This window comes from Neorhizobium sp. T25_13 (assembly GCF_002968675.1).
In the GTDB taxonomy this organism is placed as follows: Bacteria; Pseudomonadota; Alphaproteobacteria; order Rhizobiales; family Rhizobiaceae; genus Neorhizobium; species Neorhizobium tomejilense.
Genome location: NZ_PVBI01000002.1, coordinates 409,212 through 424,573, shown reverse-complemented (window position 1 = coordinate 424,573; position 15,362 = coordinate 409,212). Strand labels below are relative to the sequence as shown.

The following is a 15,362-nucleotide window of genomic DNA, read 5'->3' as shown; positions in this document are numbered from 1 at the left end:
CATTGAATTTCAAGAATGGTCCCGCTATGCCATAGGCTTACGGCTGAGACAAAGCTTCTTTCAGTTGCCGCGAACTTCGGGACAACCATTTTTGAACGCCAATCTTCTTCGGTCGGTCATCTACATAACGGCGCTCTGCGCGCTCTACCTGTCGCTCGCCATGTTCCTGCCGGCGATGGTGGACCTTTATTACGGGCATCGCGACTGGCAGGTCTTCGCGATGTCCGGCCTCATGGTCGGCGGACTTGCAGCGGCAGCGGCGCTCGCGACCCATGGGCCCCCGCCGGTCTTCAACAAGCGTCTCGGCTTCCTGCTGGTCAACGTGTTGTGGGCGATGTTTTCGGTGGTCGGCGCGATCCCGCTTTTTCTTGCCGAACACGAGCTCTCGTTTGCACAAGCGCTGTTCGAATCGATCTCCGGCATCACCACGACGGGCTCGACCGTCATCGTCGGGCTGGACAACATGCCGCCCGGCATCCTGCTCTGGCGCTCGCTGCTCTGCTGGTTCGGCGGCATCGGAATCGTCGGCCTCGGCCTGTTCGTCCTGCCGTTCCTGAAAGTCGGCGGCGCCTCGATCTTCAAGCTCGAATCGTCGGAGACCAACGACAAGCCGTTCGCCCGGCTTGCGAGTTTCACCCGGGCCTTCCTGATCGTCTACGTCCTGCTGACTTTAGCCTGCGCCATAGCTTATGATCTTGCCGGCATGGACCATTTCGATGCGCTGAACCACGCGATGACGACGATCGCCACGGCCGGTTTCTCGACGCATGACATGTCGTTTGCCTATTTCGACAACAAGGCGATCCTGCTGCTCGGCACGGTGTTCCTGGCAATCTGCAGCCTGCCGTTTTCGGTGCTGATCCTGCTTGCCGTACGCGGCCGGCTGGATACCCTGCGCGATCCGCAAATCGTGGTTTTCCTCGGTTATCTCTGCGTCATCTCGATCGTCGTTGCGGTCTACCATCACCTGAGGAACGGCATCGAACTCGATGACGCGCTGATCCATTCGTTCTTCAACATGACCTCGATCCTGTCGACAGGCGGCTTTGCCAGCGACGACTACACGCTCTGGGGACCGTTCGCGGTGCTGGTCGCCTTCTTCGCCACCTTCATGGGCGGCTGCTCCGGCTCGACGGCCGGCGGTATCAAGGCCTATCGTTTCGTGGTGATCGTCAACGTCATCCGCGCCGGGCTGAACAAGCTCATCTATCCGAACGCTATCCAACCCGTGCGTTACGGCAGCCTGACGGTGGATGCCGAAACGCAGCGTGCGGTCTTCCTGTTCGTCAGCCTCTACATTTTCCTTTGGGCGATCGGCAGCGTCGGCATGGCTCTGTTCGGCTACGACGTCCTGACCGCCACGTCCTCGGTCATCACTGCGCTGTCGAACGTCGGTCCCGGCATCGGCCCGATCGTCGGCCCGGCCGGCAACTTTTCCACGATCAGCGATCCGGCGCTCTATCTACTGTCGCTGATGATGCTGCTCGGGCGTCTCGAAATCCTGACCGTGCTTGTCCTGCTGACGCCGGTCTTCTGGCGGCACTAGCCCGGCACGCGCAGGAATTCGACCGGTCCGCCCGGTTCGTCGTCGTCGAAAACGGCGCAGGTCAGCTCGCCGCCGAACACGCAGCCGCTGTCGATATTGGTGCGGTTGCCGACCGTCCGCGGATTGCCGGGAAGCGGCGTGTGGCCGTGGCAGAGATGCCGGCCCCAGAATTCGCCGTCGTCGTCGCTCGCAAACCGCTTCCAGATCAGGTCGCGCTCCCGCTGCCCCTCGAGCGGCAACGTCTCGTCGACGCCGGCATGCACGAAGATCCGGTGCTGGTCGACAAGGATCAAGGGGCAATGCGCGCACCATGACAGCACCTGCGGCGGCACGTAGCCGTCGAAAGAAACCATCGTTTCGCGGCCGCCATTGTCGATCCAGAGGATTTCGTCGTGCCCGCGGTTCTGGTGGGCGCGGACCATCATGTCCTCATGATTGCCCTTGAGCGCCGTCCACCGCCACCCTTCCTTGCGCGGGCCTGCCATGACGAGGTCGAGCACGCCCCTGCTCTTCGGCCCGCGATCAATATAGTCGCCGATGAAAACCACATGCCCGCTAGGCGCATGGCCCTCCACCTGCCCGAGCAGCTCCTTCAACTGCGCAAGACAACCGTGGATATCGCCGATCGCAAAGGTAAAGCCCAAAGCACGCCTCCATCGAAGTGGATATCAAACGGTCTTCATCGCAAACGGTTGCAGGCAAAGTAGGTCAGGCTTGGTGCGGACGGCGGGGATCGAACCCGCATGACCAAAGGCCGAGAGATTTTAAGTCTCTTGCGTCTACCAGTTTCGCCACGTCCGCATGGGCGTCCTGTTTCTTGAACTTGCGCGACGCCGTCAAGCACCGAAATTGCGGAAGCGGTTCGCCGCTTGCGAAAAAAGCGAGACGGTCGGAGGGGCGGAATGCAAAAAGGGCGCGGCGATCTCTCGCCGCTCCCTTCAGAAATTATCGCAATTCACTCAACCAGCGAGCTTGGCGGCCAGCTTGGCGACGTGGGCGCCCTGGAACTTGGCGCCTTCGAGTTCGATTTCCGAAGGCTGGCGCGAGCCGTCGCCGTTGGTGATTGTGCTGGCGCCGTAGGGCGAGCCGCCCTTGACTTCTTCCGTACCCATCTGGCCGGCAAAGGCATAGGGCAAGCCGGCAACGGCCATTCCCTGGTGCAGGAAGGTGGGGATGAAGCCGAGGATGGTGGATTCCTGGCCGCCGTGCTGGGTGGCCGACGAGGTGAACATCGAGCCGAGCTTGCCGACCAGCTTGCCCTGTGCCCAGAGGCCGCCGGTCTGATCCCAGAAATTGCGCATCTGCGAGGCGACCGTGCCGAAGCGGGTGCCGGCGCCGACGATGATCGCGTCGTATTCGGTCAGTTCCTCGACGGTTGCGACCGGAGCCTGCTGGTCCATCTTGTAATAGGAGGCCTTGGCGACCTCGTCCGGAACCAGTTCCGGAACGCGCTTGACCGTCACGTCGGCGCCTGCCGACTTTGCGCCTTCCGCAACCGCATAGGCCATCTTTTCGATGTGGCCGTAAGCGGAATAATAAAGCACGAGAACTTTCGCCATGATCTTCTCCATTCAATGTCTGGTGTGTGAACAAGGCCGTCTGCGGCCAGAACCAGACCCACATGTAGCGGCTTCACGGATCGGCGACAGCCCCTGCGAGGTCTACGCACTGTTCAACATCTGAAGACGATAATTCGCTTGCGGATCATAAATTCGTAACAGACGCGGTTTCTGTGTTCCTCACGACAAAATCGCTTCTGCGTTGAAAAAATTGGGCCTAGGAGTGTGGCACTTACGGAGGGATATCCATGTCTGAAGCGCCGCAACCATCCTCGATCGTCACCGCCGCCATGCTCGCGATCGGCGATGAACTTTTGTCCGGCCGGACCAAGGACAAGAATATCGGCCATCTCGCCGATCTGCTGACACTTTCAGGCATCGACCTCAAGGAAGTGCGGATCGTCGCCGACGAGGAGGATGCGATCGTCGAGGCGCTGAATGCGCTGCGCGGCCGTTACGACTACGTGTTTACCTCCGGCGGCATCGGCCCGACCCATGACGACATCACGGCCGACGCGATCTCGAAGGCCTTCGGCGTGTCCTGCATCCACGACCCGGACGCGATGAAACTGCTTGCCGACATGTACAAGCGCCGCGAGATGGAATTCACCGAAGCCCGCCAGCGCATGGCCCGCATGCCCGAGGGCTCCAGGCATATCGCAAACCCGGTCTCGACCGCGCCTGGCTTCATCATCGGCAATGTCTATGTGATGGCCGGCGTGCCGCAGGTTTTCCAGGCGATGGTCGACAACGTGCTGCCGATGCTGCGCTCGGGTGCCAAAATGCTGTCGCGGGCGCTGCCCTGCCCCTATGGCGAAGGCGATATCGGCACGCTTCTGTCGGCCGTCCAGAAGGCGCATCCGGAGACCAGCATCGGCTCCTATCCGAAATATGACGGGCAGCGGTTCTCGACCGAGATCGTCGTGCGCGCCCGCGACCCGCAGGTTCTGGATGCGGCCGCGCAAGCCGTGGCGGAGATGATCGCCGGCATCGACCGGGCCAAGATCGCCACCAATCCGACAGCCGACGCCTGACCCGCGGCACTCTGCCTCTCCTGCTGTCGGCGGACGCTCCTTGACCGGGATCAAAGTGCGACACACGTATTTATGAGATGCTGGTTCCCAATCCCGCAGAACCAGTTGATGAGGAGATGCAGCCATGGCCTACAAGACCATTCTAGCGGTTCTCGACACACCTCAAAACGCCAGGCCGATCAGCGATTACGGGATCGCGCTCGCCGAACGCTTTTCCGCCCACCTGATCGGCGTCCACGCAGAAACGCTGGCCGCCGTGCCGCTGATCGCGCCGATGGAAATTCCGGATCCCTCCGCCGTGCAGATCCTCCAGGACGCTGCGCAGAAGGAAACCGCCGAGGTCGAGCGGATCTTCAAGCAACAGTCGTCCCGCGAGGGACTTTCCACCGAGTGGCGCAGTTGCATGTCGTCGGCGGGCTACGGCTCCCATTCGGTCATGGACACCGCCCGCTCCGTCGATCTGATCGTTGCGAGCCAGAGCGATCCGGCGCATGCCGATCACCGCGCCGATCTAGAGACATTCCTCTTCGACAGCGGCAGGCCGATGCTGCTCGTCCCCTACACGATGAAGGTGCCGCAGCCGATCAAGCGGGTGATGATCGCCTGGAACGGATCGCGGGAGGCTGCGCGTGCGACCTTCGATTCGATGCCGTTTCTGAAGGCGGCCGAGAGCGTCGAGGTGTTCTGCGTCGATCCGAGCGACCGCAGCAGCCAGACGTCGGAAACGGCCGGCGCCGAGATCACAGCAACCCTTGCACGGCATGGCATCAACGTGACGCTGACGACCCGGGAAGCGCACGGCATGGCCACAGCAGCGGCGATCGAGAATCGCCTCTCCGAGGGCAGCGTCGACCTTCTGGTGATGGGCGGTTATGGCCATTCGCGCTGGTGGGAAATGCTGTTCGGCGGCGTGACGCGCAGCCTGCTCGATTCGATGACGGCGCTGACTTTGCTTTCCCGCTGACAAATCCTTGCGTCTACGGGCGAATTGCCGCTATTAGCGAGAGCCAGCAACACGCTTTCGCTAATGGTGGCCAGCCTCATGTCTCTTCCCGAAAAAGCCTTCCCCGTTTCCTGGGATCAATTCCATCGTGACGCCCGGGCGCTTGCCTGGCGTCTCGCAGGCCTCAAGCGCGATTTCCGCGCGATCGTCTGTATCACCCGCGGCGGCCTGGTGCCGGCGGCGATCATTTCGCGCGAACTCAATATCCGCCTCATCGAGACGGTCTGCATCGCCTCCTACCACGACTACGTCAACCAGGGCGAAATGAACCTGCTCAAGGGAATAACGCCCGAACTGACGATCGACGAAGGCGCCGGCGTTCTGGTCATCGATGACCTGACCGATACCGGCAAGACGGCATCGGAGGTGCGCGCCATGTTGCCGAAGGCGCATTTCGCCTGCGTCTATGCCAAACCCTCCGGCGTGCCGACCATCGACACTTTCGTCACGGAAGTCAGCCAGGACACCTGGATCTATTTCCCCTGGGACATGGGCTTCACCTACCAAGAACCGATCGCCAAGGCTGACCGCAGCTAAGATCTATAACAGCAAGGTCTCGGGCGGGGCGCGACGACGTGGAGTCATCTCCGCGCGAGCGCTTCGTGCGGCCTGCCGCGAAATCCGCCGCCTTCCGAAGGCCTGTGGTGAAAACCGTTCAATTCGGCTCGTGAAGGCTCGAGGGGAACTCCTCGCGGCTTGAATTTGGCATTCATCAAGGAACTCGCGTCGAGATCTCGCCCCAGGCGGGTATATTTCTCCGCTTTCCCCATGAGGGCGTCCTAATTTTATTTTTTCTTCATATAAAGGAGGAACACTGTCGTCCGTAGGCTTTGCCTGACAATGGCGACACGGGCATGATGCCTGCCGTGTAAACTCTCAGCGTACGATGTCCGAGTTCAATCCGCCTGGGGTCCCCCCCCGGTTGCGTCTGCATGACATCGAGGCCCGCATGCGTGATTTTCTGAATAGGATGCCGCTGACCACGAAACTGGCGGCGCTTATTGTCGCGGTCAACATTTGTGGCGTTTCCGCCTTGGCCACCTATACCTGGATATCGGAAACGCGCTTGCTGATCAGCACGGCGACGGCACATTGGTCGCGCGGCGCCGAACAGTTCGCCTCGGTTGCGGCCGGCGGCGTGAAATGGGGCAAGGTCAACGCGGTGCGGGAGGCCTATGCTCTGCAGCGCGACAACCCTAACCTCGACCTCGTCCAGTTCGCCGCGTTCAACGCCGAGCTTGCGCCGGTCGACATCTGGGCACGCGACGGCGTGGCAGGCGTCCTGTCCTCCGCCGAATTGGCCCAGGCGATCGGTCAGAAACCCGACAGCACGGTTGTCGATACGACGCTGGCTTCCAGAGGTCTGGTCGGGATCGTTGTGCCCCTGCCCCCGGACAAATCCGGCAAGGTCACGGGCTATCTCTTCACTGCCTGGTCGGTGGCGAAAATCCTCGCCAAGGCGCAGCAGGAAGTGCTGAATACCCTGCTTATCCAATTGCTCGTCATCACCGTCGCGGTCACAGCCTTCCTCTTCGCAATGCGCCGGCTTGTCGGACGCCCTGTCCGAAACCTCAGTGCGCGCATCATCGCCTTGCAAACCGGCGACCTCACCTCCCCGGTCGAATACCAGCGCAATGGTGACGAGATAGGCGTTCTCTCGCGCGCACTGGAAGTGTTCCGCGGCGAGGCTATCGCGAAGGTCGAAGAAGAGCGTATCGCCGCGGAGCAGCGCCAGTCGCTTGACGAGGAACGCGCCCGCAATACGAGGATCACCGAGGAAACCAGCAACACCCAACGAGCCGTCATGGCAGAGCTCGGACACGCGCTGGAAAAGCTTGCCGGAGGCGATTTTTCGATTCATCTCAATGGCCTCGGGCCGGATTTTGAAAAACTGCAGCAGGACTTCAACAACATGGTCGAGGCGGTTGCCGCCGCGCTGACGGAGATCAAGGAAGCGTCCCACCAGGTGGAGGATCGCTCCAGCGAGCTTGCCGGCGCCGCCGACCAGCTGGCTCAGCGCACGGAACGACAGGCTGCGGCTCTCCAGGAGACCGCCGCCTCGCTTGGCCAGGTCACGACAACGGTCAGAACCTCTTCACAGAAGGCCGAGAGCGCCGGGCACCTCGTCGAGGAGACGAAGAAGGGCGCCCATTCCTCCGCGACCGTCGTCCGCAACGCGATCGGGGCGATGGACCGGATTCAGGCCTCGTCCAGCCAGATCGGCCACATCATCAGCGTTATCGACGAGATCGCCTTCCAGACCAACCTCCTGGCGCTGAATGCCGGCGTCGAGGCGGCCCGCGCGGGCGAGGCCGGGAAGGGTTTTGCAGTCGTTGCTCAGGAAGTGCGCGAGCTGGCCCAGAGATCTGCCAATGCGGCCAAGGAAATCAAGGTTCTGATCACCAGTTCCAATCAGGAGGTCGCTGCCGGCGTCGGGCTTGTCAACGACACGGGCGATGCCCTTCTCCAGATCGGCGACCAGATCAACCGCATCAGCGACAGCATCGTTTCGATCGTCCAGTCCTATCGGGAACAGGCCACGGGCCTGCAGGAGATCAACAGCGCGATCAACCAGATGGATCATGCCACGCAGCAGAATGCCGCGATGGTGGAGGAAACCAATGCGGCCTGCCAGGAACTGCTCTCGCAAGGCCGTCTGCTGCTGAGTTCGGCCAGCAGCTTCACCGTCGGAAACACAGCCGGAAATGGTGCCCGGGCCCATTCCGAATCGGGAAGACATCAATCTCTCTCCGACAAAAAAGCCGGCTTTGCCGCTCCGTTCAGACAAGCGTCCTGAAGACGCCTCTGCAGCGGCATGACCTCATAAACGTCAGCAACCTATGGAAGGGAAACACCTATGCATAAGATCATCGTCATGCTCCTTCTCGGCAGCACCGTATCCGCCTTGCCGCTTGGCACGGCTCTGGCCGAGGAGGCCCACGTCGCGCCGGTGACCGAATATGTCACCGGTAAAGTAAAGCCCTGGCTCACCGACGCAGTGATCATTTCGGCGATCAAGGCCCAGAATGCCACCAATGCCAAGCTGAGCGACGCCGATATCCTGGCGCTCGACAAGAAATGGCGCGCCGAGGTCGACAGTTCCAATCGTGCTACGATCGACAGCGTGCTGAACAACGCCTTGTCGAAACTTCTCGTGGAAAAGAAGGAAAAGTCCGAGGGGGCGATTACGGAAATCTTCGTCATGGACGCCAAGGGCCTCAATGTCGGCCAGAGCGACATAACCTCCGATTACTGGCAGGGCGACGAGGCAAAGTTCAAGAAATCCTTCGGTGTTGGCAAGAACGCGCTGTTCGTCGACGAGGTTGAAAAGGACGAATCGTCCCAGACGCTGCAGTCGCAGGCAAGCGTGACGATTACCGATGAGAGCGGAGCACCGATCGGCGCCGTGACGATCGGGATAAACGTCGATTCTCTCTGAGCCGGGTGAGATACCCCTGGCGCTGCGGCATCGTTGACGCCGCAGCGCCAGGAAAAAATAAACGAAGATCCCGGGCTCGACGATGGCGAACCTGTTCGGCACACATCCGCGCCCTTCGGGTAGCCTGCACGGCTATCGTCCTGACTCGCTTGAAGTCAGCCGGGACACCTGGGCCTCTTTTCCGCGGGGATAGGCTTCATCGGGAGCCGAGCGCCAACGGCTGATTCTTTCCGGCCCTTTTCAAAAATCCCGGTCCTTGTCACTGGCCCGCCGGTTAAAAACCGCGCGGGCTTATCTATTAGTGGTGGCCACAGATTCTTGAACTGCCTCGATATGGTACGGCCGAACCCTCAAAACCCTGTTGGACCGGGCTTTCGGCACCTGCCGCCGCTCACGAAATATTTCCGCGTCTCGTAACGCAAGTTTCAGGCTGTCCCCGCAACTGCCTGAGAATCCTCGTCTATTTCTTCGTCCCCGTTATCCACAGCCGCGAACCACAATATCTTGTGGTTATAAAAGCGTTGCAATCTACGCCTTGACGAATCTCTCGGCTCGTTCGACAGTGTTCCTTACGTTGCGGCGGCGACTGGACCGGAATTAACGAGGCCGGTTCTTCTTCGAGTTTGACGGGAAAGATCATGCAGTCCGCCTATGAGGGACGGGCTGCTATCACGGTCTCCGTGCGTGCTCGATTTTCCGCTCCGGAACAACGGCTGGGACTGGCGGAAAGATTCTGTTAATACTATATGTAGTAGTGTTGCAGCCGTTATCACCACAACATACAGGTTGGCATCTGCGGATGATCACCTGGGATCGGGAACATTCAACTGGCTGCGCGCGTCGAACGTGTGGGCTGGAGCGGCACATCTGCGCCTTATCATCAGGCGCCAACGGACGAGGATTAAGGCAATGCGCATCGAACGTCGTTTCACCAAGCCGGATACAGGCGCTTATGGGGAAATCGAATTCCGCAAGGGGATCAGCGAGATCCGCAATCCGGACGGCTCGATCGTCTTCCGGCTTGCCGATATCGACGTTCCGGCGCAGTTCTCCCAGGTTGCGACGGACGTTCTGGCGCAGAAGTATTTCCGCAAGGCCGGCGTTCCGAAGTTCCTGAAAAAGGTCGAGGAAAACGACGTCCCCTCGTTCCTGTGGCGCTCTGTAGCTGACACGGAAGCGATGAAGGCACTGCCGAAGGAAGAGCAGTACGGTTCCGAAACCGATGCGCGCCAGGTTTTCTCCCGCCTTGCCGGCACCTGGACCTATTGGGGCTGGAAGGGCGGCTACTTCACCTCCGAAGAAGACGCGGCCGCCTTCATGGACGAGCTTGCCTACATGCTCGCCACCCAGCGCGTCGCTCCGAATTCCCCGCAGTGGTTCAACACCGGCCTGCACTGGGCCTATGGCATCGACGGCCCCGGCCAGGGCCATTTCTATGTCGACCCCTTCACGGCTAAGCTCACCAAGTCGAAGTCGGCCTATGAGCATCCGCAGCCGCATGCCTGCTTCATCCAGTCGGTCGAGGACGATCTCGTCAACGAAGGCGGCATCATGGACCTGTGGGTCCGCGAAGCCCGCCTGTTCAAATACGGCTCCGGCACCGGCTCCAACTTCTCGATGCTGCGCGGCGCGGGCGAAAAGCTCTCCGGCGGCGGCCGTTCGTCGGGCCTGATGAGCTTCCTCAAGATCGGCGACCGCGCTGCCGGCGCCATCAAGTCGGGCGGCACCACCCGCCGCGCCGCCAAGATGGTCGTCGTCGACATCGACCATCCGGATATCGAGGAATACATCAACTGGAAGGTCAAGGAAGAGCAGAAGGTGGCGGCCCTCGTCACCGGCTCGAAGATCGTCTCCAAGCACCTGAAGGCCATCATGAAGGCCTGCCTGAATTGCGACGGCGGATCTGGGGACGATTGCTACGACCCGCTCAAGAACCCTGCGCTGAAGCGCGAGATCAAGGCTGCCAAGAAGGACCAGGTTCCGGAAAACTATATCGGCCGCGTCATCCAGTTCGCCCGCCAGGGCTACAAGGACCTGGAATTCAAGACCTATGACACGGATTGGGATTCGGAGGCCTATCTCACCGTCTCCGGCCAGAACTCCAACAACTCCGTCTCGCTGAAGGACGACTTTTTGCGCGCTGTCGAGACCGACGGCGACTGGAACCTGACCGCCCGCAAGGACGGCCGGGTGATGAAGACGCTGAAGGCCAAGGACCTCTGGGAACAGATCTCCTACGCCGCCTGGGCGTCCGCCGATCCGGGCATCCATTTCAACACGACGATGAACGACTGGCACACGTCGCCGGCCGGTGGCCCGATCCGCGGCTCGAACCCGTGCTCGGAATACATGTTCCTCGATGACACGGCCTGCAACCTCGCCTCCATGAACCTGCTGCAGTTCAAGGACAAGACGACCGCCCGCATCAACATCGCCGATTATGAACATGCGACGCGGCTGTGGACCGTCGTGCTGGAAATCTCGGTGATGATGGCGCAGTTCCCGTCGCGCCAGATCGCCGAACTCTCCTACCAGTACCGCACGCTCGGCCTCGGCTACGCCAATATCGGCGGCCTGCTGATGTCGACCGGCATCGCCTATGACTCTCCGGAAGGCCGCGCCATCGCCGGCTCGCTGACCGCGATCATGACCGGCATTTCCTATGCCACCTCGGCTGAAATCGCCTCCGAGCTCGGCCCCTTCCCGAACTACGCGCCGAACCGCGACAGCATGCTGCGGGTCATCCGCAACCATCGCCGCGCCGCCCATGGCGAAACCTCCGGCTACGAACAGCTGTCCGTCAACCCGGTGGCGCTGATCCATTCGGAAAACCCGGACCAGGATCTGGTCGCCCATGCCAAGGCTGCCTGGGACAAGGCGCTTGTCCTCGGCGAACAGCACGGCTACCGCAACGCGCAGGTCTCGGTCATCGCCCCGACCGGCACGATCGGCCTGGTGATGGATTGCGACACGACCGGCATCGAGCCCGATTTCGCGCTCGTCAAGTTCAAGAAGCTCGCCGGCGGCGGCTACTGGAAGATCATCAACCGCGCCGTTCCGGAAGCCCTGCGCACGCTCGGTTATTCGGAAAGCCAGATTGCCGAGATCGAGGCCTATGCCGTCGGCCACGGCAACCTCAACCAGGCACCCGGCATCAACCCCGGCTCGCTCCGGGCCAAGGGCTTCACCGACGAGAAGATCGAAGCCATCAACGGCGCCACCAAGGCTGCCTTCGACATCAAGTTCGTCTTCAACCAGTGGACGCTTGGCGCCGACTTCCTGAAGGGCACGCTTGGAGTCACCGACGAGCAGCTCGCCGACGTGAGCTTCAACCTGCTCGAACATATCGGCTTCTCCAAGAAGGACATCGAAGCCGCCAACATCCATGTCTGCGGCGCGATGACGCTCGAAGGCGCTCCCTTCCTGAAGGCCGAACATTTGGCCGTCTTCGATTGCGCCAATCCCTGCGGCAAGATCGGCAAGCGTTACCTCTCGGTCGAAAGCCATATCCGCATGATGGCGGCCGCCCAGCCGTTCATCTCGGGTGCGATCTCCAAGACGATCAACATGCCGAACGACGCGACCGTCGAGGACTGCGGCTCCGCCTACATGTTGTCCTGGAAGCTCGGCCTGAAAGCGAACGCCCTTTACCGCGACGGCTCGAAGCTCTCCCAGCCCCTCAACTCGTCGCTGATTGCCGATGACGACGCGGAAGACGCGGTCGAGGAACTGCTGGCCCAGCCGGCCGCCGCCCAGGCCGTGACGATCACCGAAAAGATCGTCGAGCGGATCATCGAAAAGGTCGTCCGCAGCCAGGAAAAGCTGCCCGGCCGCCGCAAGGGTTATACCCAGAAGGCGAAGATCGGCGGACACACGATCTTCCTGCGCACCGGCGAATACGACGACGGCCGCCTCGGCGAAATCTTCCTCGACATGAACAAGGAAGGCTCGGCCCTGCGCGCCTTCATCAACAACTTCGCGATCTCCGTCTCGCTCGGCCTGCAGTATGGCGTGCCGCTCGAGGAATATGTCGACGCCTTCACGTTCACCAAGTTCGAACCGGCCGGCATCGTCACGGGCAATGATGCGATCAAGAACGCCACGTCGATCCTCGACTACGTGTTCCGCGAACTGGCGATCTCCTATCTCGGCCGCCACGACCTCGCGCATGTCGATACGTCGGACTTCTCCAACACCGCGCTTGGCCGCGGCGTCTCGGAAGGCAAGGCGGACGTGGTTTCCAAGGGCCTGACCCGCGGTTACAAGCCGACCCTCGTCTCCGGCACCGGCGGCGACCGCCCGGCCGACATCAAGGGCTCGGCGACTGCCGCCCCTGCCCGCGCCTCGGCCGGCACCAACGTCACCGCCTTTGCCGGTGCCGCCGCCCGCAAGCTGGAACCGACCGTCGCCATCTCGACCTCCGAAATCGTCTCCTTCAAGCGGGACTACGAGGAGCGCGCCAAGGAACTCGCCGAAGAGATCGTCGAGGAACTGACCGAAGAACAGGCAGCCACCACGGCCCTCTTCTCCGACAAGGCCGCCGACGAGGCTGCGACCGCCAAGACGGAAGCCAAAAAGGTCGAAAACGAACGCCGCATGCGCTCGATTGCTCAAGGGTATACGGGCAACATGTGCGGCGAGTGCCAGAATTTTACGATGGTGCGGAATGGGACTTGCGAGAAGTGCGACACTTGTGGTGCGACGAGCGGCTGCAGCTGATTAATGTGAATAGCTGAATAAAACACAGCCCGAAGGAAACTTCGGGCTGGACTACCAAGCAGAACAAAACAAGAATAAAAACAAATGATTTGCGTGCATTGGAAATGAAAAAGCCGGAGTCCTCAGACCCCGGCTTTGGATACCGCGAAAAGGCCGAAGCCCACGCGGGGCGAAGAGACTCGCATCCCTTGCCTGTAGCACGGTTAGTATATGGGATTCGAGAAATCAGAGTCGAGGTAGCTTTGGCGGCCATCAACAAGGAGATCCCTCAGTGGCCAATGAACGTACATCCAAATCTGTGGCTTCAGCGGCATCCAAACTGCTGAGCAATCCTAAAACGCCTGCTGCCGTAAAAAAGGTGGCAGCGTCTGCATTGACGCAGGCGCCAAACAAAAAGAAGTAATTCCGGTGCTTAAATACCTTTCGCGGTAACTGCCGCGAAAGGCTTCTAAATAGTCCGTGGCACGCCGCCCTATCTCCCCCCTAGCGGGGGAGAATGGAATTTCAACATCTTAGCTTCAGCTAAGTGTTAGAAATTCCAAGAGAGGGGTCCAACGCCGGTGCCAACAGCAAACCCGCCAGCCTCCATGGCAGTGAGCCACCGGCTCGCCATGAGCCGGTCAGGACAAAAGTTAGCCCGGGCCAAGCGGACGGCGTCAGAAATCGCCCAATGCGTATCCGGCGCCGCGCACGGTCCGGATCACATTGTCGGATTTGCCAAGGCTGATGACTTTTCGCAACCGGCCGATATGGACGTCGATCGCCCGCTCGTCGACGGTCGTGTCGTCGCCCCAGAGGGATGCCTTCAGCTCAGTCCGAGAATAGACCTTGCCCGGTGTCCGCATCAGGAATTCAAGGAGCTTGAACTCCTTAGGCCCGAGCTTGACCTCACGTTTCTGCCGGTGAACTCGATGGGCTTCCCGGTCGAGCGTGAGATCGCCGACCTTGAGCATGTGGTCCAGGAGGGCGGGATTGACGCGCCTCAGCAGGTTCTTCACACGGACGACGAGCTCGACCGGGGAAAATGGCTTCATGAGGCAATCGTCGGCACCCGCCGCGAGTGCTATGAGGTGAAGGCCTTCGCCACCCGACGGCACGAGGAGGATGATCGGAAGGCGCGACAGGACGGGATCGAGACGCACCTCGCGGCATACCTCGAGACCTCGCACGCCCGGAAGGTCCGAACTCATGACCAGGATATCCGGCGGAACGGCTTTCAAGCGATTTGAGATCTCGGCTCCACTTGCCAGCATCGATACGACGAAGCTGTCGGCCACGAGGGCTTTCTGCAATATCAGGCGGAACGACTCGTCGTCGTCGACCAACAGGACCCGCGCGCTCATCTCGTGGCCACCAACTATGTTTCCATGGAGTATCCGGCACCGCGAACGGTGCGGATGACATCCTGCATGTTGGAGAAGTTGAGTGCCTTGCGAAGTCTTCCCACATGGACGTCGACCGTACGCTCGTCGACGTAGATGTCGTGGCCCCAGACGCCGTCCAGAAGCTGCGAGCGGGAGAAGACCCGCCCCGGCGCCGCCATCAGGAATTCGAGCAGGCGGAATTCGGTCGGGCCAAGGCGCACCTCGCGGCTCTTGCGGTGAACGCGATGGGTTTCCCGATCGAGTTCGATATCGCCGCAGCGGAGAACGCTGGAGAGCACCTCGGGACGGGCCCGGCGCAGCATGGCCTTGACGCGGGCCATCAGTTCCGGCGTCGAGAAGGGTTTTACCACATAGTCGTCGGCGCCGGTGGCGAGGCCGCGAACACGTTCGCTCTCCTCGCCGCGGGCCGTCAGCATGATGATCGGCAGGCGCTCGGTTTCCGGGCGCATGCGCAGCCGGCGGCAGAGTTCGATGCCGGAAACGCCGGGCAGCATCCAGTCCAGGATCAAAAGGTCCGGTACCCGCTCCTGAAGCCGAATTTCGGCCTCGTCGCCCCGCAAAACGGTATCGACCTCATAACCCTCGGCTTCCAGATTGTAACGAAGAAGCACGCTCAGCGCTTCTTCGTCTTCTACGACAGCGATTTTCGGCAGCATTCTTGGTCTGCTCCGTCAGTT

Annotated in this window: 12 protein-coding genes and 1 tRNA gene; 8 read left to right on the top strand and 5 right to left on the bottom strand. The window is 61.0% G+C overall.

Annotation, left to right across the window (positions count from 1 at the left end):
- Window positions 1-91 precede the first annotated feature (91 nt).
- Window positions 92-1,546, top strand: a complete 1,455-nt coding sequence (locus C5J22_RS05575; protein WP_105437465.1) for a TrkH family potassium uptake protein — start codon at window positions 92-94, stop codon at window positions 1,544-1,546.
- Here C5J22_RS05575 and C5J22_RS05570 read toward each other — a convergent pair.
- The 3 genes from C5J22_RS05570 to wrbA all read right to left on the bottom strand — a co-directional run bounded on the left by C5J22_RS05570 (window position 1,543) and on the right by wrbA (window position 3,105).
- A complete protein-coding gene (locus tag C5J22_RS05570; RefSeq protein WP_105437464.1) occupies window positions 1,543-2,190 on the bottom strand; it encodes a metallophosphoesterase family protein in 648 nt (215 codons plus the stop codon). The genes C5J22_RS05575 and C5J22_RS05570 overlap by 4 nt on opposite strands.
- 71 nt (window positions 2,191-2,261) lie before the next feature.
- Window positions 2,262-2,347, bottom strand: a tRNA-Leu gene (locus C5J22_RS05565).
- 158 nt (window positions 2,348-2,505) lie between these two features.
- Window positions 2,506-3,105, bottom strand: a complete 600-nt coding sequence (gene wrbA, locus C5J22_RS05560) for an NAD(P)H:quinone oxidoreductase type IV (protein WP_046624463.1) — start codon at window positions 3,103-3,105, stop codon at window positions 2,506-2,508.
- A 248-nt stretch (window positions 3,106-3,353) separates the two neighbouring features.
- Here wrbA and C5J22_RS05555 point away from each other — a divergent pair, with 248 nt between their 5' ends.
- From C5J22_RS05555 to C5J22_RS31910, 7 genes are all read left to right on the top strand, one after another.
- Window positions 3,354-4,139 carry a competence/damage-inducible protein A gene (locus C5J22_RS05555; RefSeq protein WP_105437463.1) on the top strand — a complete coding sequence of 262 codons (786 nt, stop codon included), beginning with the start codon at window positions 3,354-3,356 and terminating at the stop codon, window positions 4,137-4,139.
- 124 nt (window positions 4,140-4,263) lie between these two features.
- Window positions 4,264-5,103 carry a universal stress protein gene (locus C5J22_RS05550; protein WP_105437462.1) on the top strand — a complete coding sequence of 280 codons (840 nt, stop codon included), beginning with the start codon at window positions 4,264-4,266 and terminating at the stop codon, window positions 5,101-5,103.
- 78 nt (window positions 5,104-5,181) lie between these two features.
- The gene (gene gpt / locus C5J22_RS05545) at window positions 5,182-5,679 is read left to right on the top strand and encodes a xanthine phosphoribosyltransferase (protein WP_105437651.1); all 498 of its coding nucleotides are present in this window, start codon (window positions 5,182-5,184) and stop codon (window positions 5,677-5,679) included.
- 412 nt (window positions 5,680-6,091) lie between these two features.
- The gene (locus tag C5J22_RS05540; RefSeq protein ID WP_105437461.1) at window positions 6,092-7,939 is read left to right on the top strand and encodes a methyl-accepting chemotaxis protein; all 1,848 of its coding nucleotides are present in this window, start codon (window positions 6,092-6,094) and stop codon (window positions 7,937-7,939) included.
- Between the two features lie 60 nt (window positions 7,940-7,999).
- Window positions 8,000-8,581, top strand: a complete 582-nt coding sequence (locus C5J22_RS05535) for a hypothetical protein (RefSeq protein WP_105437460.1) — start codon at window positions 8,000-8,002, stop codon at window positions 8,579-8,581.
- A gap of 909 nt (window positions 8,582-9,490) precedes the next feature.
- Window positions 9,491-13,300, top strand: coding sequence for a vitamin B12-dependent ribonucleotide reductase (locus tag C5J22_RS05530; protein WP_105437459.1), 3,810 nt, complete (start codon window positions 9,491-9,493; stop codon window positions 13,298-13,300).
- 271 nt (window positions 13,301-13,571) lie between these two features.
- The gene (locus C5J22_RS31910) at window positions 13,572-13,703 is read left to right on the top strand and encodes a hypothetical protein (RefSeq protein WP_255736634.1); all 132 of its coding nucleotides are present in this window, start codon (window positions 13,572-13,574) and stop codon (window positions 13,701-13,703) included.
- A 253-nt stretch (window positions 13,704-13,956) separates the two neighbouring features.
- Here C5J22_RS31910 and C5J22_RS05525 read toward each other — a convergent pair whose 3' ends face one another.
- Window positions 13,957-14,643, bottom strand: coding sequence for a winged helix-turn-helix domain-containing protein (locus C5J22_RS05525; RefSeq protein ID WP_105437458.1), 687 nt, complete (start codon window positions 14,641-14,643; stop codon window positions 13,957-13,959).
- A gap of 14 nt (window positions 14,644-14,657) precedes the next feature.
- Complete coding sequence (gene phoB / locus C5J22_RS05520; protein WP_037084667.1) at window positions 14,658-15,341, bottom strand: phosphate regulon transcriptional regulator PhoB; 684 nt, start codon at window positions 15,339-15,341, stop codon at window positions 14,658-14,660.
- Between the last annotated feature and the right edge of the window lie 21 nt (window positions 15,342-15,362).

Excerpts from the sequence above, each read along its gene's own strand:
- C5J22_RS05550 (WP_105437462.1), top strand. The coding sequence starts at position 4,264 with ATGGCCTACAAGACCATTCTAGCGGTTCTCGACACACCTCAAAACGCC.
- phoB (WP_037084667.1), bottom strand. The coding sequence starts at position 15,341 with ATGCTGCCGAAAATCGCTGTCGTAGAAGACGAAGAAGCGCTGAGCGTG.
- C5J22_RS05530 (WP_105437459.1), top strand. The coding sequence starts at position 9,491 with ATGCGCATCGAACGTCGTTTCACCAAGCCGGATACAGGCGCTTATGGG.
- wrbA (WP_046624463.1), bottom strand. The coding sequence starts at position 3,105 with ATGGCGAAAGTTCTCGTGCTTTATTATTCCGCTTACGGCCACATCGAA.
- gpt (WP_105437651.1), top strand. The coding sequence starts at position 5,182 with ATGTCTCTTCCCGAAAAAGCCTTCCCCGTTTCCTGGGATCAATTCCAT.
- C5J22_RS05540 (WP_105437461.1), top strand. The coding sequence starts at position 6,092 with ATGCGTGATTTTCTGAATAGGATGCCGCTGACCACGAAACTGGCGGCG.
- C5J22_RS05555 (WP_105437463.1), top strand. The coding sequence starts at position 3,354 with ATGTCTGAAGCGCCGCAACCATCCTCGATCGTCACCGCCGCCATGCTC.
- C5J22_RS05525 (WP_105437458.1), bottom strand. The coding sequence starts at position 14,643 with ATGAGCGCGCGGGTCCTGTTGGTCGACGACGACGAGTCGTTCCGCCTG.
- C5J22_RS05535 (WP_105437460.1), top strand. The coding sequence starts at position 8,000 with ATGCATAAGATCATCGTCATGCTCCTTCTCGGCAGCACCGTATCCGCC.